The following is a 15,552-nucleotide window of genomic DNA, read 5'->3' on the forward strand; positions in this document are numbered from 1 at the left end:
CCGCCCTCCTTGTGCCGCAAATTCTGACCAGAGGCCTGCAGCAGCGAAACGAGGAATAACACGGTCGTGCAGAAGAAACTGTCACCGTTATGACTTCTAACACGCCAACCATGCCCGACTAGGGTCAAACCCGGTCAGAACCGGGATAACATTTTCCCGTTCAAACGCACTTATCTGAATGGAGACAAAAAGATGGCAATCCAAACCGTAGGCATCATCGGCGCCGGCACCATGGGCAACGGCATCGCGCAGGCTTGCGCCGTGTCGGGAATCGACGTGGTGATGGTGGATATCTCCGAGGCTGCCGTGCAAAAAGGCCTGGCCACCGTGGCCGGCAGCCTGGACCGCCTGATCAAGAAGGAAAAGATCAGCGAAGCCGACAAGAACGCAGCGCTGGCACGCATCAAGACCTCGACCAGTTACGAGGATCTGAAGTCGGCCCAGCTGGTGATCGAAGCCGCCACCGAGAACTACGAGCTCAAGGTCAAGATCCTCAAGCAGCTCGATACCCTGCTGGCACAGGACGTGATCGTTGCAACCAACACCTCGTCCATTTCCATCACCCAGCTGGCAGCTGCCACGCAGCGTGCCGACAAGTTCATCGGCATGCATTTCTTCAACCCCGTGCCCATGATGGCCCTGGTGGAGATCATCCGCGGCCTGCAGACCAGCGACGCCACCCACGATGCGGTCAAGGCCCTGTCGGAAAAACTGGGCAAGTCGCCCATCACCGTCAAGAACGCTCCCGGCTTTGTGGTCAACCGCATTCTGGTGCCCATGATCAACGAGGCCTTCCAGGTGCTCAGCGAAGGCACGGCCTCGGCCGAGGACATCGACGCCGGCATGAAGCTGGGCTGCAACCAGCCGATTGGCCCGCTGGCCCTGGCCGACATGATCGGCCTGGACGTCTGCCTGGCCGTGATGGAGGTCTACCTCAAGGAATTCGGCGACAGCAAGTACCGCCCCTGCTTCCTGCTGCGCGAAATGGTGGCCGCCGGCCGTCTGGGCCGCAAGACCGGCCAGGGTGTTTACACCTACTAAATCGCCGGCCTCCAGGTCTTGTGCGCGACTGCGGCGGCTGCGACAGCCGTCTAAGGTTGCAGCAGGAGACCTGCCATGCAAATCGACCATCCCAGCCCTCCGCCCGAGGGCTGCATTTCTTGTGAAGTCCGCGGCCATGTGCTGCTGATAGGCATCAACCGCCCGGCCAAGCGCAATGGCTGGACGCCGGCCATGTTCCGGCAACTGGCAGAGGCCTATACCCGACTCGACGACGAGCCAGAATTGCGCGTGGGCCTGCTCCATGCTTTCGGTGAACATTTCACGGCGGGACTGGATCTGCCTGTCATCGCCGAGTTCATGAAAAGCGGCCAGAAGGTCATCCCTGCAGGTCTCGTGGAGCCTCATGACTATGGCCTGCCCGGCTACCGCCGCCGCACCAAGCCCATGGTCGCAGCCGTCAAGGGCATCTGCTTTACCGTCGGCATAGAGCTGATGCTGGGCGCCGATATCGTCGTCGCAGCCGACAGCAGCCGCTTTGCACAGATGGAAGTACAGCGCTGCATCATGCCCACGGGCGGCGCCACGCTGCGCATGCCCGAGCGCGCCGGCGTGGGCAATGCCATGCTGCATTTGCTGACCGGCGACGCCTTCGATGCAGCCGAAGCCCTGCGCTGCCACTTTGTGCAAAAAGTGGTGCCTGCAGGCCAGGAACTGGACGAAGCTTTTCGCATTGCCGAGCGCATTGCCGCCCAGGCGCCGCAGGCCGTGGTGGCCACACGCCTCAATGTCCTCAAGGCCATAGAGCTGGGCCAGGCCGCCGCCGTGGCCGATTTCATCCCCGTGCAGCAGCGCCTGGCCAACAGTGAGGACGCCGCCGAAGGCGTGCGCTCCTTTATCGAGAAACGCCCAGCCCGTTTTACCGGTCGTTAACCCCAAGTCCAAGAGGTGATGATGAGCTTGAAGTCTTTTTCGCGCAAAGCGCTTGTGCCACTTGCGCTGACAGCTATGGTTTCTGTAGTCTATGCACAGGCTGCCGCGCCCGCGTTGCCCGACCCGGCCAGCACCAGCGTGCAGGCCATGGGCTGGATGCAGGGCTTTCCGCCCGCTGCCGACAAGCTCATCACCTTCGACAACCCCCTGGGCAATACCTTTCCACGCAATCGCTGGACCTTCTCGCATATCCGCGAAATCACGCCCACTGCCAATGTGTGGCGCGGTCCCGGAGCACCCAGCGCCCTGCGCTCGGCTCCGGTCGATATCGAGCAGGTGCGCTTCAAGGTCATGGGCACGGGCGAGGAACTGAGCTTTGTCCAGGCACTGGATCGCAACTACACCGATGGCATTCTGGTCATGCACAAGGGCCGCGTGATCTATGAGAAATATCTGGGCGCACTGGAGCCGCAGCGCCCGCACCTGGCCATGTCGGTCACCAAGTCCTTTGTCGGCACCCTGGCCGCCTTGCTGGCCCATGAAGGCATCATCAAGCCCGAGGCACCGGTGACCGACTATCTGCCCGAGATGAAGAACACAGCCTATGGCGACGCCACGGTGCGCCAGGTGATGGATATGACGATCGGCGTGAAGTACTCCGAGAACTACGCCGATCCCAAGGCCGAAGTCTGGGACTACGCCCGTGCCGGCGGCATGATGCCCCAGGGCAAGGACTATGCCGGGCCCAGGAGCTTCTACGAATTTCTGCAGACCCTGCAAAAAGAGGGCGAGCATGACCAGGGCTTTGCCTACAAGACAGTCAACGCCGAAGTCCTGGCCTGGATCGTGCGCCGCGCCAGCGGCAAGCCTCTGGCCCAGCTGCTGTCCGAGCGCATCTGGAGCCGCATCGGAGCCGAGCAGGACGCCTACTTCATGGTGGATCGCATAGGCACGGAATCGGGCGGCGGCGGGCTCAACACCACGCTGCGCGACCTGGCCCGCTTCGGCGAGCTGATGCGCAACGAAGGCCGCGCCGCCAGCGGCCAGCAGGTGCTGCCCAGGGCCGTGGTCCAGGACATCCGCCGCGGCGCCGACCCGGCCAAGTTCGTGAAGGCCGGTTATGCCACGCTGCCCGGCTGGTCGTATCGCAATATGTGGTGGGTCTCGCACAACCCCAACGGGGCCTATATGGCGCGCGGCATTCACGGTCAGGCCATCTACATCGACCCCAAGGCCCAGATGGTGGTGGTGCGCTACGCCTCCCACCCGATTGCTGGCAATGCGGGCATAGACCCGACCAGCCTGCCCATGTACCAGGCGCTGGCCGATGCACTGACCACCCGTTAGGCACTTGCCCGCTAGGCACGAGACAGCTTCAGCCGCGACAGGCTCCGCTCACGGAGCCTGTTTGCATTGCACCAGACCTCTGCACTGTCTCCTGCGGTTTGGTGATCTGCAAATTAAATTGCACACAATTTAATTGTCTGCAATAATTCAACCCATGCGATCCGATGACGACCTTCTCCCCGACAGCTCCGAGCTGCTGCGCCTGGACAATCAGGTCTGCTTTGCGCTGTACTCGGCATCGCTGGCCATGACCAAGCTCTACAAACCCTTGCTGGATGCCATAGGCCTGACTTACCCTCAGTACCTGGTCATGCTGGTGCTCTGGGAAGGCGACCAGCTCACGGTCTCGGAACTGGGCGAACGTCTTTACCTGGATTCAGGCACGCTGACGCCCTTGCTCAAGCGACTGGAGAGCGCAGGCCTGCTGGCACGCCAGCGCGATGCACAGGACGAACGCCGCGTGCGCATCGCCCTCACGGATACCGGCCGGGCACTGCGCGCCGAAGCCGAAAAAATACCTGCCTGCGTGCTTCGGAGCACGCAGTGCACCCTGCCCGAACTGCAGGCTCTCACGGGCCAGCTCGGCGCATTGCGCGCACGGCTGGCACCGCGCCGCAGCCACTCCTGACGATTTCCTCCACCCGCCCGCATTGCCGGGCAATCTCGCAAAGGAAGACACCATGGCCCAACTCGACAAGGTTCTCTACACCGCCCACGCCCACACCACCGGCGGCCGCGAAGGCGCTTCGCGCACCGATGATGGCCGTCTGGACATCCAGCTGAGCTCGCCCGGCGGCGCCGGCAAGGGCACCAATCCCGAGCAGCTGTTTGCTGCCGGTTACTCCGCGTGCTTTATCGGCGCCATGAAGGCCGTGGCCGCTCGCCAGAAGCTGACCCTGCCTGCCGACCTGTCGGTAGACGCAGAAGTCGATCTGGGCCCCGTGGGCGAAGTGTTCGGCATCGCCGTGCGCATGAAGATCAGCCTGCCCGGCATGGACAAGGCTGCGGCCCAGCAACTGGTGGACGCCGCTCACAAGGTCTGCCCCTACTCCAACGCCACGCGCGGTAACATCGACGTGACGCTGACCATCGCCTAAAGCGGCTCAGGCCACAGGGCACCGGGCGCTGCAACATAGCGCCCGGTGTCCAGTTCGAAGATGCCTTCAAGCGTCAGCGGCCCGGCAATATCGGCCGCCGCATAGCGGGTCAGCGCCAACTCCCTTACCTCGAAGACCGGCAAATCCTGGATCAGTGCCAGCAACTTGTCCACAGCCTCTCGCAGTGGCAGCCGTCTCGCATAGTGGCCCAAGGTCACATGGGGTACATAGCGCCAGCCCGGCGCGGGCTCCATGGGCACCAGCGCCTTATGCAGGCGCTGCAAGCATTCCTGCCCCCGGCCGACGCCCAGATAAGGCACGGTGGTGAAGCTGCCAGCCCCCGCGACTTGCACGGCAAAAGGGCGCAGCCGCAGGCTTTGCAGCATGGCGACATCGGCGCGCAGCGCCAGCCGGTCATATTCCCGCGCCTCATACTCGTCCCCGCCCCGGCACAGCCCCCTATAGGCCAGCGTGATATGCGGCTGGCGCGCATGGCGCGGCAACAGGGCATCACCGAGTCTGGATCTGGCCTGCTGCAGCAAGGACTCCAGGTCAGGGCCTTGCAGCATCACCACCCAGACGGCGCACCAGGGGCAGCCTTTGTGCCACTCGGCAAAATCCCGGTCCTCGCAGGGCTGTGAAAGTTCTTCGCTCTCTTGCATGCGGGCAGTGTGCCAGCTTCGGCCGCATGCACGGCACCAGGACAGTTTTCCCACTTTTCAGGCCGCCAAGCCTCGCCTGTCAAATGGGTACCGCTATCAAATCAAAAGCAATCTTGTCGGCGTATGCGCAACCCCGTCCGACCCGGACTGGCCTGTTTGGGCCTGACAATGCAGGGATGAGCGATACACAAGACCCCTCTCACCCCTATGCGGACCTCACGCCGGACTGCGTGATCGATGCGCTGTGCAGCACGGGCCTTGTGCCGGACGGACGGCTGACGGCGCTGAGCTCCTATGAGAACCGCGTCTATCTGGCCCATCAGGACGAGGGCGACAAGGTCGTCGCCAAGTTCTACCGCCCCGGCCGCTGGAGCCGCACCCAGATCGAGGAAGAGCACGCCTTCTCCCAGGAGTTGGCGGACGGGGAAGTTCCCGTGGTTGCGCCGCTGGTGCTGCAAGGGCAGACCGTGCATGAACATGCGGGCTTTCTGTTCAGCATCAGTCCCTGGCGCGGCGGGCGCCGCCCCGAGCTGGACGACTGGGAGGTGCTGGAATGGACAGGCCGCTTTCTGGCCCGCATCCACACCGTGGGTGCCGCTCGGCCCTTTGCGCATCGTCCGGCGCTGAACCTGAAAAGCTTCGGCTACGAATCCATGCACTATCTGCTCGAGCATGAGGTCGTGGCGCTCGAAGTGCGCAGCCGCTGGCAACAGGCTTGCGACAAAGCTCTCTCATTAATAGCACCATCTGCTGACGGATTAAGCGCCGCAGGCCATTTTGGCCTGCATTCTGCGACGCAGATTCGCCTGCATGGCGACTGCCACCCGGGAAACATTCTCTGGACGCCACTGGACGACGAAGGCCATGGCGGCCCGCATTTCGTCGATCTGGACGATGCGCGCAGCGGTCCAGCCGTGCAGGATCTGTGGATGCTGCTCTCGGGCGACCGGGGCCAGCAGACGCAGCAGTTGTCGGCCCTGCTCGAAGGCTATGAACAGTTCCGCAGCTTCGACCGGCGCGAACTGGCGCTGATCGAGCCACTGCGCACCCTGCGCCTGCTGCATTACAGCGCCTGGCTGGCGCGCCGCTGGCAGGACCCGATCTTTGCCATCAACTTCCCATGGTTTGGCAGCACCGACTACTGGCAGGGCCAGGTGGACATGCTGAACGAACAGATCGAAGCCATGCAGCAGGAGCCACTCTACGCCTAAGGCGGTCCATGCCTGCAAAGAGCTAGCAGCGCCCCTGCAAACGGCATTCGGGCACGAGTTGCCCACGCGCATCGCGCCATTGCACGGCATCGCCATTCTGTGCCGGGGCAACAGGCGCAACAGACAGCGCCTCGGTTGCCTGCGGGCGATTGGGATCATGCAGCACGGTGGAGGACCCCACCCCGACACCCACGCTGGCACCGCCCACACCAGTGGAAGCGCCGACACCGGCACTTCCCAGCACCTGCCCGCGCTGATTGACGCCTACGCCCACACCGACAGGCCCGACGCCCGTGCCGACGCCTGCGCTGAGACCGCCGCTGCCAAGGCCCACGCCCACGGAAAACGGCCCCACCGGAATCCCGACGCCCACGCCAGCTCCTACGGAGCCGCAGGCGGGCAAGGCCAGCACCAGAGCAGCGGCACAGATCGTGCTCAGGATTCTGTGATGACCGGGCTTTATGGTGACTGGCATGGAATTCATCTCACTGACTCTCACTGACGTTTGACAGCCGCATTGTCACCCGCCGTGACCGCAAAAAGGTTATCAATCAGTAGCTCGACCAGTGGCTTGAGAGCCAGCTTCTGCGAGCCCTCGGAAGCCAGCAGGTTGTTGTGCACCAGCGCCATCCAGAACGGGCTGGCCAGCAACTGGGCACTGCGGCTGACCGAGCGGGTCTTGAGCTCACCCTCTTTCACTGCCAGCGCCAGCAAGTCCTGCACATAGTTCTGCCAGGCATCAAAAGCCAGCTCTTTGTACAGTCTGGCCAGCTCGGGCGCATGCCGTGCCTCGCTGAGCACCAGACGTGCCAGCATGCCGCGCTCGCTGCTCTCGACCGCTTCCAGCGTCGGCAGCAGACTGCGGCGCAGAAAGGCACGCACCGTCTCGCTTTTTCGACGCTTGAGCGGCTGGTAGACGGCCGAATGCCGCAGCGCATGCTCCACCACGCCCCGCAGCAGCTCATCCTTGGATGGGTAGTAGAGATACAGCGTGCCCTTGGCCACCTGCGCGCGGCAGGCGATGCGCTCCATGGTGCTGCGGGCCACGCCGCACTCCACGAACTCGGCCAGCGCGGCCTCCGCGATCTGCTGACGGGTCTGCGCCGTCTTGTCGAGACTCGGGCCACGCGTGCGCCGCTGACGCTTTGCCACTGTGCCGATATCCGGGTCCGCACAAGGGGCTGCCGTCGCAACATCCGCCATGCTCTGAAATCCTTTTCTAGAATTCATAAAATTGACCAATTAGTCATTTTTAACAATTTTAGGCCAAGCCGACTTGCCCGCACCGGGCATGCGGATGACTGCTCCACCAAAGCCTTCCCAATGCAATCCCGTCTGAGCCCCTATGCCTGGGTCTGCTTTTCCATGTGCGTCGGCGTCATGGGAACGGCGCTTGCCAGCCCGCTCTACCCGCTCTACCAGCAGGCCTGGGGGCTGCAACCCAGCCATATCACGCAGATTTTCGTGACCTATATGCTGGGCGCCTTGATCAGCCTGCTGTTTCTGGGCCGTCTGACCAACCTCTTCGGTTTTCTCAAAGTGCTGCGCCTGGGACTGATGGTGATGACCGTGGGCGTCATCGGCTCGGCCCTGTCCTGGAATGCCTGGAGTCTGGGCGCCTCCCGCTTCATCATCGGCCTGGCCTCGGGCCTGATCACCACCTCGGCCTCCATAGGCATGACCCAGCTCAACAACAAGGGGGACCTGCAGCGTGCTGCTGCGACCACCAGCCTGACGATTGCCTTCGGCTTCGGCCTGGGGCCCGTGGTTGGCGGCCTGATGGCGCAATGGGTGCCCCACCCGCTGGTCAGCAGCTATCTGCCGCCCATCGCACTGAGCTTTCTGGGCATCCATGCGCTGTTCAAGATCCAGCTGCCGGCGACCAGTGCGCCTGTCCACAACGCTCCCGGCCTGACACTGAAAGATGTTCTGCCCAGCATTTCCCAGCCGCGCAAGCCTTTTCTCTACCACTATGCGCTGGGCTGCATGGCGGCGTTCTCTGCCTTCGGCATGTTCAGCCTATTTGCCGCCATGGCCCCCAGCTTCATGGCCCAGATGCTGCCCTGGCACGGACCGGCAGTCTCTGGCCTGTCCATCGGCGTCATCCTGTTTCTGTCGGCCGGCATTCAGCTCATCGCCCGGCCCTACCCCACCAAGCGACTGATCATCATCGGCTTCTTCGCCCTGGCGGCGACCAATGCCCTGCTGGTTCTCAATCTGTTTGCCGGCTCGCCATGGCTGTTCGCTCTGAGTGTTCTGAGCATGTCCTGCGGTCATGCACTGTGCAATCTGTCGGGCATGGCCGTGGTCAACAAAGTCTCCAAGCCCGTCAACCGCACTGGCCTACTTTCCACCTATCTGGTCGTGGGCTATGTAGGCACCATCGTCCCCATCCTGGGCATGGGCTGGCTGTCCGACCATATCGGGCTGACGGGCGCACTGATAGCCTTCTGTGTCTGTCTGGGCCTGCTGTCCGCATTGCTTGGCATCATCAGCGCAAGGGCACGCGTGCTGCCCGTTCCGCGCCAGTAGGCACGACTATCTGAAATGCGGGCCGGCTCCCTGCGCCGCCAGACAGTCATGGTCGTTGCGCAGCGGGCATGCCTGCAGAGACAGGCAACCGCAGCCTATGCAGGAATCGAGCTGATCCCTGAGCTGGGTCAGCATCGCGATGCGTGCATCGAGCTGTGCCTGCCAATGCAAGGACAGGCGACTCCAGTCGGCCTTGCCTGGTACGCGGTTGGCCGGCAGATGGGCCAGTGCCTGCGCGATCTCGGCCAAGGGTACGCCCATACGCTGGGCCACCTTGATCACGGCCACCCGCCTCAGCACCGCTCGTGCATAGCGACGCTGATTGCCTGCGGTGCGCGCACTCTCGATCAGGCCCTGCTTCTCATAGAAATGCAGGGCCGATACCGCCACCCCGCTGCGGCTGGCGACCTCTCCCACACTGAGATCCGGCATTCCCTCAGCCTCGGCCACCAGGCCGCTGCCGCATCCATTCATATCGCCAGCCTCTTCACACCGCACAGTCATCTCCCGTTGCTTCCCTTTGTCCCTGCCTGGCCGCCATGACCGCAATCCTGTGTGGTCATACAAACCTCTTGACCTCAAGCTTAGTTGAGGTTGAACAATTCCAGCAGCTTCCGAAATAAAGGCCTGCTGCTGGCGGGCCCTGCCGAAGCCGCCTTGCCTGAAAGACTTTCATGGACGCCAAGCCCAGTTTCATTGCCCAAGCCTCTTCCCCACAACCGTGCTATCTGCAGCCCACCGGTCTTTATGACAGCCTGCCCAATGGCTACACCCACGTGGTCACCGTCCAGGAGCCGCTACGCTGGCTCTTCGTCTCGGGCCAGGGCGGAGAAAACGCCCTGGCCGAGCTGCCAGACAGCTTTGCCCAGCAGGCTGCGCAGGCTCTGGCCAATATCAAGACCGCCCTGGCCGCCGGCGGCGCGGACATGGGCCATGTGCTCAAGCTCACCGTGCTCATCGTCGATCATTCGCTGGAGCGCTTCGAGCACTGGCAAAGCGCCGTGAGACAGCATTGGGGCAGCGGCGAGGCCGGCGACCAGCGGCCGCGCTTTCCGGCCTGCACGCTGATTCCCGTGCCCAAGCTGGCCCTGCCCGGCATGCTGATCGAGGTGGAGGCCACGGCGGCCCTGCCCATGGCGGTGGGCGCCAAAGCCGCCACTCCCGCCTGACACCCTGCACCTGAACGCTTCATGAAGACCACAACACCAGCGGCCACTACCGTCCTCTCCAGAACCACCCTGCTGCTCATGGCCACGGCCTGCGGTCTGTGCGCCGGAGCCAATTACTTCAACCAGCCCTTGCTCAACTCCATGGTCCGGCATCTGCAGATCAGCGATGCCCAGGCCTCCAGCACCGTGACCATGGCCCAGGTCTCCTACGGCCTGGGGCTGCTGTTTCTCGTGCCGCTGGGCGATATGCTGGAGCGCCGCCGCCTGGTTCTGACGCTGATGCTGCTGGCCGCCTGCGGCATGCTGCTCTCGGGTATCAGCGGCCTGGCAGGCAGTTTTTCGCTGCTGGCTGCCGGCACGCTGATGGCCGGTGTCTTCTCGGTGGCCGCCCAGGTACTGGTGCCCATGGCGGCCACCTTCGCCGCCCCCGGCACCAGCGGCCGCGCCGTAGGGCTGGTCATGAGCGGCCTGCTGATCGGCATTCTGGCCTCGCGCAGCGTGGCGGGGATTCTGTCCGATCTGGGCGGCTGGAGCACCGTCTACTGGGCAGGTGCCATCGCTACGGCCTTCATGGCCCTGCTACTGGCACGAGCCCTGCCCAAGGCGGCTCCCGCCGCTCCCGTCAGCTATGGCGAAGTCATGAAGTCCCTGGGAGACTTGCTGCGCCGGCATCCGCGCCTGCGCAGCCGCGCGCTGATTGGCGGCACCGGCTTTGCCACCGTGAGCGTGCTGTTCTCCACCATGGCGCTGCTGCTGGCCGGGCCGGGCTTTGAACTCTCGGATCTCATGATCGGCCTGATCGGCATAGTCGGCATTGCCGGCGCACTGATGGCCAATGTGGCAGGCCGCATGGCCGACAAAGGGCTGGAGCAGTCCACCACGCTGGCCGGCGCCATTCTGATGCTGCTGGGCTGGCTGTGCCTGTGGCTGGGCGGCAGCAGCATCTGGTGGTTCATGCTGGGCCTGCTGGTGGTCGACGGAGCCTTGCAGGCCCTGCACATCAGCAACCAGAACGTGGTCTATGCATTGGCGCCCGAGGCCCGCTCGCGCATCAATGCCGTCTATATGACCACCTACTTTCTCGGCGCCTCCCTCGGCTCGGCACTGGGCTCATGGGCCTGGCTGACCTATGGCTGGACCGGCACCAGCCTCATGGGTGGCCTGCTTGGCCTGCTCACTCTGGCCATGGTGCTCTGGGATCGCAGCCTGCTTGCACGTTCACGCAGTTAATCAATTTTGATAGCTGGTAGCACCCCACCCATCAGCGATACAGTCGGAAATCATGAAAAAATCCCCGCAGAGCCACCACTCTGCGGGGATTTTTATCGGGGTAACCGAACCGCTCAGGCCAGCAGCGCGTTCACACGCTTGACATAAGCAGCCGGATCCTCGGGCATGCCGCCTTCGGCCAGCACGGCCTGGTCGAACAGAATCTGGGCCAGATCATTGAAGTGGACGGAGCCATCCAGCTTCTTGACCAGGGCGTGATCGGGGTTCACTTCCAGCACCGGCTTGGACTCGGGCGCGGCCTGGCCGGCCTGCTTGAGCAGGCGGGCCAGTTGCAGGCTCATGCCGCCGTCGCTGACCACCAGACAGGCGGGCGAGTCGACCAGGCGGCTGGTGGCGCGCACGTCTTCGGCACGGTCCTTGAGTGCTTCCTTGAGCTTGGCCAGCACGGGCTTGAAGGCTTCGGCAGCTTCCTCGGCGGCCTTCTTCTCTTCCTCGTTCTGCAGCTTGCCCAGATCCACGGCGCCCTTGGCCACGGACTGCAGCGGCGTGCCGTCAAAGTCGTGCAGATAGTTGAGCGCCCACTCGTCCACGCGATCGGTCATCAGCAGGACTTCGATGCCCTTCTTCTTGAACACTTCGAGCTGCGGGCTGTTCTTGGCCGCAGCCAGGGTGTCGGCCGTGATGTAGTAGATCGCGTCCTGACCTTCCTTCATGCGTGCCTTGTAGTCGGCAAACGAGGTGTTCAGACCTTCATGCGTGGTGGTGGCGAAGCGCAGCAGCTTGGCAATGCGTTCCTTGTTGCCGAAGTCCTCGCCCAGCCCTTCCTTGAGCACGGCGCCGAACTCGTTGTAGAACTGCGTGAACTTGCCTTCCTTGGCCTTGTCCTCTTCGCTGACCACGTCCTGCACGCCATCCGCAGCCTCAGCCGCGGCTTCATGCTTGTCATGCCGTGCCAGGTCTTCCAGCATCGAAAGCACGCGCTTGGCCGAGCCGTCGCGGATCAGGCGCACATCGCGGCTTTCCTGCAGCAACTCGCGGCTCACGTTCAGCGGCAGATCGGCAGAGTCGATCACGCCCTTCACAAAGCGCAAGTACTGGGGCATCAGCGCCTCGGCGTCGTCCATGATGAAGACGCGCTTCACATAGAGCTTGATGCCGGCATGCTTGTCACGCTGGTACAGGTCGAACGGAGCCTTGGCTGGGATATACAGCAGCTGGGTGTACTCGGTATTGCCTTCGACGCGGTTGTGGCTCCAGGTCAGCGGGTCCTCGAAGTCATGGCTGATGGCCTTGTAGAACTCCTTGTACTGCTCTTCCGTGATGTCCTTCTTGGCGCGGGTCCACAGGGCGCTGGCCTTGTTCACGGTTTCCCATTCGCCGGTCTTGACCATCTCGCCGGGCTGATCGTTCTCGCCGTCCTTCCACTCTTCCTTTTCCATCAGGATGGGCAGGCTGATGTGGTCGGAATATTTGGAGATGACCTGCTTGAGCTTGTAGCCGTTGAGAAACTCCTCGGCATCTTCACGCAGGTGCAGGATGATGCTGGTGCCGCGCTGGGCGCGTTCGATCTGCTCGATCTCGAAGTCGCCCGTGCCGCCGCTGATCCAGCGCACGCCGGCCGATGCCGGAGCACCGGCGCGGCGGGTTTCCACGGTGATCTTGTCGGCCACGATGAAGCCCGAGTAAAAGCCCACGCCGAACTGGCCGATCAATTGCGAATCGGCCTTCTGGTCGCCGCTGAGCTTTTCCATGAAGGCCTTGGTGCCGCTCTTGGCAATCGTGCCCAGATTGTCGATGGCCTCCTGCTCGCTCATGCCGATGCCGGTATCGGTGATGGTCAGCGTGCGGGCAGCCTTGTCGAAGGAAACGCGCACTTCCAGCTCAGGCTGATCGCCGTAGAGGCTGGCATCGCCCAGCGCCTCAAAGCGCAGCTTGTCGCAAGCATCCGAAGCATTGGAGATCAGCTCGCGCAGGAAGATTTCCTGGTTGGAATACAGCGAATGCGTGACCAGGTGCAGCAGCTGGGCCACTTCGGCCTGGAAGGAATGGGTTTGCTTTGTCATGTCTTTGTGAGCGAAAAACTGAAAATCAAAAGCCGCCCGGAGAACCTCTCAAGGCGATTCGCAGTCATAGCTAGGGCCTGCCCCTGATATTTCAAGGGCTATTCGGGCAAGAAAAAAGCGCAAGCGCTTATTCAAAAAGAATAGCTACTTGCGCTTATCAATAAAGAGTCAGAGGCCAATTTCACTGAAAAACTGGCGCACCCCAAGCAAGAGACACCGAGGAAGGGCCTGGGCGGCCCCGCCGCCCCGCACCGAGGGTGTCGCCCCCCTCCCATAGCGCGCAGCGCGTAGAGAGAGGGGGAAGCCGCAAAGCGGCTCAGGGGGAGCTTAGAAACTCTCGTGTGGAGCCAGATAGCGCCATTGGCCGGTGGGCAGATTGCCCAGGGTCACGCCGCCGATGCGGATGCGCTTGAGGCCCACGACCTTGAGGCCGACCTGCTCGCACATGCGGCGAATCTGGCGCTTCTTGCCTTCGGTCAGCACAAAGCGCAGCTGCTCGGGGTTTTGCCAGTCCACCTGGGCCGGCTTGAGCGGCTGCTCGTCCAGCGACAGGCCGTGGCGCAGCAGAGCCAGCTTTTCCTCGGGGAAGACGGACTGCACATCCACATCGCGATCGCCGAAGGTCACTCGCACCAGGTATTCCTTGTCGACTTCCGAGTTCTCGCCAATGATCTGGCGCGCCACGCGGCCGTCCTGCGTCAGCACCAGCAGACCCACGGAGTCGATGTCCAGACGGCCGCAGGGAGCCAGGCCCTTGAGCTGGCTGAAGTTGAAGCGCGTCTTGCTGCGGTCTTCGTTCCAGCGGTTCTCGTTGGTGATCAGCACCACGGCGGGCTCATGGCCGTCCTCGGCCTGACCGCTGACATAGCCCATGGGCTTGTTCAGCAGGATGGTGACCTGCTGGTCCTGGCGCTCCTGAGCCTTCTGGTCGATCTCGATCCTGTCGCCGGGCACCACGTTCTGGCCCATGGTTGCGACTTCGCCGTTGACCGTGACCCAGCCGTTTTCCACCCACTCATCGGCTTCGCGACGCGAGCACATGCCCATGTCGGCAATGCGCTTGTTGATGCGCACGGCACCGGGACGGTCGTCCTGGCGCGCTTCGGCTTCGGGAGCACGCTTGACGGGAATCGCACGGTCCGAGCCATCGGCTGCGGGGCGATAGGTGCGAATACCGGTGGTGGGGCGACGGGTCGCCTCCGACACAAACGAGCCGGGGATATGGCGCTTTTCCGGCTCGCCACCACGCTCGTCGCGGCGTTCGCCACGGCGCTCGTCGTTGCGGCGGTCGTCGTTGCGGCGGTCGTTACCGCGACGGGCATCCCCGCGACGGTCGTCACGATCAAAGGAGCGGCCTTCGGGACGGTCACCGTAGCCACGGTTCTGCGGACGATCACCAAAGTCGCGGCCTTGCGGGCGATCGCCACCACGGCGCTCGCCATCACGGGGCTGGTATTCGCGGCGTTCGCCACCTTCGGAGCGGTCTTGGCGACCAAAACCACGGTTTTGCGGACGGTCACCAAAGTCACGGCCCTGAGGACGCTCATCGCGGCGGCCTTCAAAGCGATCACCGCCACGACGTTCGCCGTCGCGTGGACGGAATTCACGGCGCTCGCCACCTTCGGAGCGCTCAAAACGGCCCTGTTCAGGACGGCCAAAACCGGACGAACGTGGACGGTCGCCAAAGTCACGACCGCCTTGCGGACGGTCATCACGGCGGTCGTCACGAGGACGGAATTCACGACGCTCGCCGCCTTCGGAGCGCTCAAAGCGGCCCTGGTCGGGGCGGCCAAAACCGGACGAACGTGGACGGTCACCAAAGTCACGGCCGCCTTGAGGGCGGTCATCACGGCGGTCGTCACGAGGACGGAACTCGCGGCGCTCGCCACCGCGATCACCATCACGCGACTCGCCATAGGGGCGGAAACCACGGTCACCGCCGCCAAAACGGCGCTCGCCGCCTTCGTCGCGATCGGCGCGGGGACGGCGCTCATCACGCTGCGAGAAGCCGCCGCGACGCTCACCGTCGTCACGAGCAGGGCGACCGCCATCAGGACGACCAAAGCCTGAAGCGCGGGGGCGCTCGTCGCGCTCACGCTGAGGGCGTGCGCCACGCTCGCCACGCGGGCCGCGATCGGTGCCGCCAGCGGGCCTGGAGCCACGGGCTGCCGCTGGCTTTTCGGCCTTGGCTGGCTTGGCCGGTGCACGCAAAACAGGGCGCGCCGACGAGGAATCAGAAGGCGCGGAGGAATTGCCAGCACCAGGGGCGCCGGACTCTTTAGGAGGTTTGACTGACATTTGGGCGTAAT

Annotated in this window: 15 protein-coding genes; 9 read left to right on the top strand and 6 right to left on the bottom strand. The window is 63.5% G+C overall.

The window, feature by feature from the left end; translation table 11 throughout:
• Positions 1-192: 192 nt before the first annotated feature.
• The 5 genes from JAO85_RS06610 to JAO85_RS06630 all read left to right on the top strand — a co-directional run bounded on the left by JAO85_RS06610 (position 193) and on the right by JAO85_RS06630 (position 4,376).
• Positions 193-1,041, top strand: coding sequence for a 3-hydroxybutyryl-CoA dehydrogenase (locus tag JAO85_RS06610; RefSeq protein WP_012839983.1), 849 nt, complete (start codon positions 193-195; stop codon positions 1,039-1,041).
• A gap of 75 nt (positions 1,042-1,116) precedes the next feature.
• Positions 1,117-1,932 (top strand): crotonase/enoyl-CoA hydratase family protein, encoded by an 816-nt coding sequence (locus JAO85_RS06615; RefSeq protein WP_012839984.1) that lies wholly within the window; start codon positions 1,117-1,119, stop codon positions 1,930-1,932.
• A 21-nt stretch (positions 1,933-1,953) separates the two neighbouring features.
• Positions 1,954-3,279: a serine hydrolase gene (locus JAO85_RS06620; protein WP_172415409.1), complete on the top strand. Its 1,326-nt coding sequence runs from the start codon at positions 1,954-1,956 to the stop codon at positions 3,277-3,279.
• Positions 3,280-3,433: 154 nt separating this feature from the next.
• Positions 3,434-3,907 carry a MarR family winged helix-turn-helix transcriptional regulator gene (locus JAO85_RS06625; RefSeq protein WP_012839986.1) on the top strand — a complete coding sequence of 158 codons (474 nt, stop codon included), beginning with the start codon at positions 3,434-3,436 and terminating at the stop codon, positions 3,905-3,907.
• Positions 3,908-3,959: 52 nt separating this feature from the next.
• Positions 3,960-4,376, top strand: coding sequence for an organic hydroperoxide resistance protein (locus tag JAO85_RS06630; RefSeq protein ID WP_003068688.1), 417 nt, complete (start codon positions 3,960-3,962; stop codon positions 4,374-4,376).
• Here JAO85_RS06630 and JAO85_RS06635 read toward each other — a convergent pair.
• Positions 4,373-5,038 carry a 2'-5' RNA ligase family protein gene (locus JAO85_RS06635; protein ID WP_202787741.1) on the bottom strand — a complete coding sequence of 222 codons (666 nt, stop codon included), beginning with the start codon at positions 5,036-5,038 and terminating at the stop codon, positions 4,373-4,375. The two genes, JAO85_RS06630 and JAO85_RS06635, sit on opposite strands and share 4 nt — an antisense overlap.
• 176 nt (positions 5,039-5,214) lie before the next feature.
• Here JAO85_RS06635 and JAO85_RS06640 point away from each other — a divergent pair, with 176 nt between their 5' ends.
• Complete coding sequence (locus JAO85_RS06640) at positions 5,215-6,249, top strand: serine/threonine protein kinase (RefSeq protein ID WP_012839989.1); 1,035 nt, start codon at positions 5,215-5,217, stop codon at positions 6,247-6,249.
• Between the two features lie 22 nt (positions 6,250-6,271).
• Here the strand turns inward: JAO85_RS06640 and JAO85_RS06645 are convergent, their stop codons facing one another.
• Positions 6,272-6,724: a hypothetical protein gene (locus tag JAO85_RS06645; protein ID WP_164091272.1), complete on the bottom strand. Its 453-nt coding sequence runs from the start codon at positions 6,722-6,724 to the stop codon at positions 6,272-6,274.
• 20 nt (positions 6,725-6,744) lie between these two features.
• Positions 6,745-7,452, bottom strand: a complete 708-nt coding sequence (locus JAO85_RS06650; RefSeq protein WP_039050105.1) for a TetR/AcrR family transcriptional regulator — start codon at positions 7,450-7,452, stop codon at positions 6,745-6,747.
• Between the two features lie 120 nt (positions 7,453-7,572).
• Here JAO85_RS06650 and JAO85_RS06655 point away from each other — a divergent pair, with 120 nt between their 5' ends.
• Positions 7,573-8,781, top strand: a complete 1,209-nt coding sequence (locus tag JAO85_RS06655; protein WP_202787742.1) for an MFS transporter — start codon at positions 7,573-7,575, stop codon at positions 8,779-8,781.
• Positions 8,782-8,787: 6 nt separating this feature from the next.
• On the opposite strand, the gene soxR is transcribed toward JAO85_RS06655, so the two are convergent.
• Positions 8,788-9,255, bottom strand: coding sequence for a redox-sensitive transcriptional activator SoxR (soxR, locus tag JAO85_RS06660; RefSeq protein WP_003068674.1), 468 nt, complete (start codon positions 9,253-9,255; stop codon positions 8,788-8,790).
• A 200-nt stretch (positions 9,256-9,455) separates the two neighbouring features.
• Here soxR and JAO85_RS06665 point away from each other — a divergent pair, with 200 nt between their 5' ends.
• Both JAO85_RS06665 and JAO85_RS06670 read left to right on the top strand, forming a co-directional pair.
• A complete protein-coding gene (locus tag JAO85_RS06665; RefSeq protein ID WP_012839994.1) occupies positions 9,456-9,950 on the top strand; it encodes a RidA family protein in 495 nt (164 codons plus the stop codon).
• 21 nt (positions 9,951-9,971) lie between these two features.
• Entirely contained in the window at positions 9,972-11,180 is a 1,209-nt protein-coding gene (locus tag JAO85_RS06670; protein ID WP_202787743.1) for an MFS transporter, read from the top strand.
• Between the two features lie 113 nt (positions 11,181-11,293).
• On the opposite strand, the gene htpG is transcribed toward JAO85_RS06670, so the two are convergent.
• A complete protein-coding gene (htpG, locus tag JAO85_RS06675) occupies positions 11,294-13,243 on the bottom strand; it encodes a molecular chaperone HtpG (protein WP_202787744.1) in 1,950 nt (649 codons plus the stop codon).
• A gap of 327 nt (positions 13,244-13,570) precedes the next feature.
• Positions 13,571-15,541: a pseudouridine synthase gene (locus JAO85_RS25605; protein WP_237734741.1), complete on the bottom strand. Its 1,971-nt coding sequence runs from the start codon at positions 15,539-15,541 to the stop codon at positions 13,571-13,573.
• Positions 15,542-15,552 lie beyond the last annotated feature (11 nt).

The organism is Comamonas sp. NyZ500, assembly GCF_016772095.1.
GTDB lineage: Bacteria > Pseudomonadota > Gammaproteobacteria > Burkholderiales > Burkholderiaceae_C > Comamonas > Comamonas thiooxydans.

What these genes read in the sequence shown, in the direction of transcription:
- JAO85_RS06610 (WP_012839983.1), top strand. Translation starts at nt 193, where the DNA reads ATGGCAATCCAAACCGTAGGCATCATCGGCGCCGGCACCATGGGCAAC.
- JAO85_RS06615 (WP_012839984.1), top strand. Translation starts at nt 1,117, where the DNA reads ATGCAAATCGACCATCCCAGCCCTCCGCCCGAGGGCTGCATTTCTTGT.
- JAO85_RS06620 (WP_172415409.1), top strand. Translation starts at nt 1,954, where the DNA reads ATGAGCTTGAAGTCTTTTTCGCGCAAAGCGCTTGTGCCACTTGCGCTG.
- JAO85_RS06625 (WP_012839986.1), top strand. Translation starts at nt 3,434, where the DNA reads ATGCGATCCGATGACGACCTTCTCCCCGACAGCTCCGAGCTGCTGCGC.
- JAO85_RS06630 (WP_003068688.1), top strand. Translation starts at nt 3,960, where the DNA reads ATGGCCCAACTCGACAAGGTTCTCTACACCGCCCACGCCCACACCACC.
- JAO85_RS06635 (WP_202787741.1), bottom strand. Translation starts at nt 5,038, where the DNA reads ATGCAAGAGAGCGAAGAACTTTCACAGCCCTGCGAGGACCGGGATTTT.
- JAO85_RS06640 (WP_012839989.1), top strand. Translation starts at nt 5,215, where the DNA reads ATGAGCGATACACAAGACCCCTCTCACCCCTATGCGGACCTCACGCCG.
- JAO85_RS06645 (WP_164091272.1), bottom strand. Translation starts at nt 6,724, where the DNA reads ATGCCAGTCACCATAAAGCCCGGTCATCACAGAATCCTGAGCACGATC.
- JAO85_RS06650 (WP_039050105.1), bottom strand. Translation starts at nt 7,452, where the DNA reads ATGGCGGATGTTGCGACGGCAGCCCCTTGTGCGGACCCGGATATCGGC.
- JAO85_RS06655 (WP_202787742.1), top strand. Translation starts at nt 7,573, where the DNA reads ATGCAATCCCGTCTGAGCCCCTATGCCTGGGTCTGCTTTTCCATGTGC.
- soxR (WP_003068674.1), bottom strand. Translation starts at nt 9,255, where the DNA reads ATGAATGGATGCGGCAGCGGCCTGGTGGCCGAGGCTGAGGGAATGCCG.
- JAO85_RS06665 (WP_012839994.1), top strand. Translation starts at nt 9,456, where the DNA reads ATGGACGCCAAGCCCAGTTTCATTGCCCAAGCCTCTTCCCCACAACCG.
- JAO85_RS06670 (WP_202787743.1), top strand. Translation starts at nt 9,972, where the DNA reads ATGAAGACCACAACACCAGCGGCCACTACCGTCCTCTCCAGAACCACC.
- htpG (WP_202787744.1), bottom strand. Translation starts at nt 13,243, where the DNA reads ATGACAAAGCAAACCCATTCCTTCCAGGCCGAAGTGGCCCAGCTGCTG.
- JAO85_RS25605 (WP_237734741.1), bottom strand. Translation starts at nt 15,541, where the DNA reads ATGTCAGTCAAACCTCCTAAAGAGTCCGGCGCCCCTGGTGCTGGCAAT.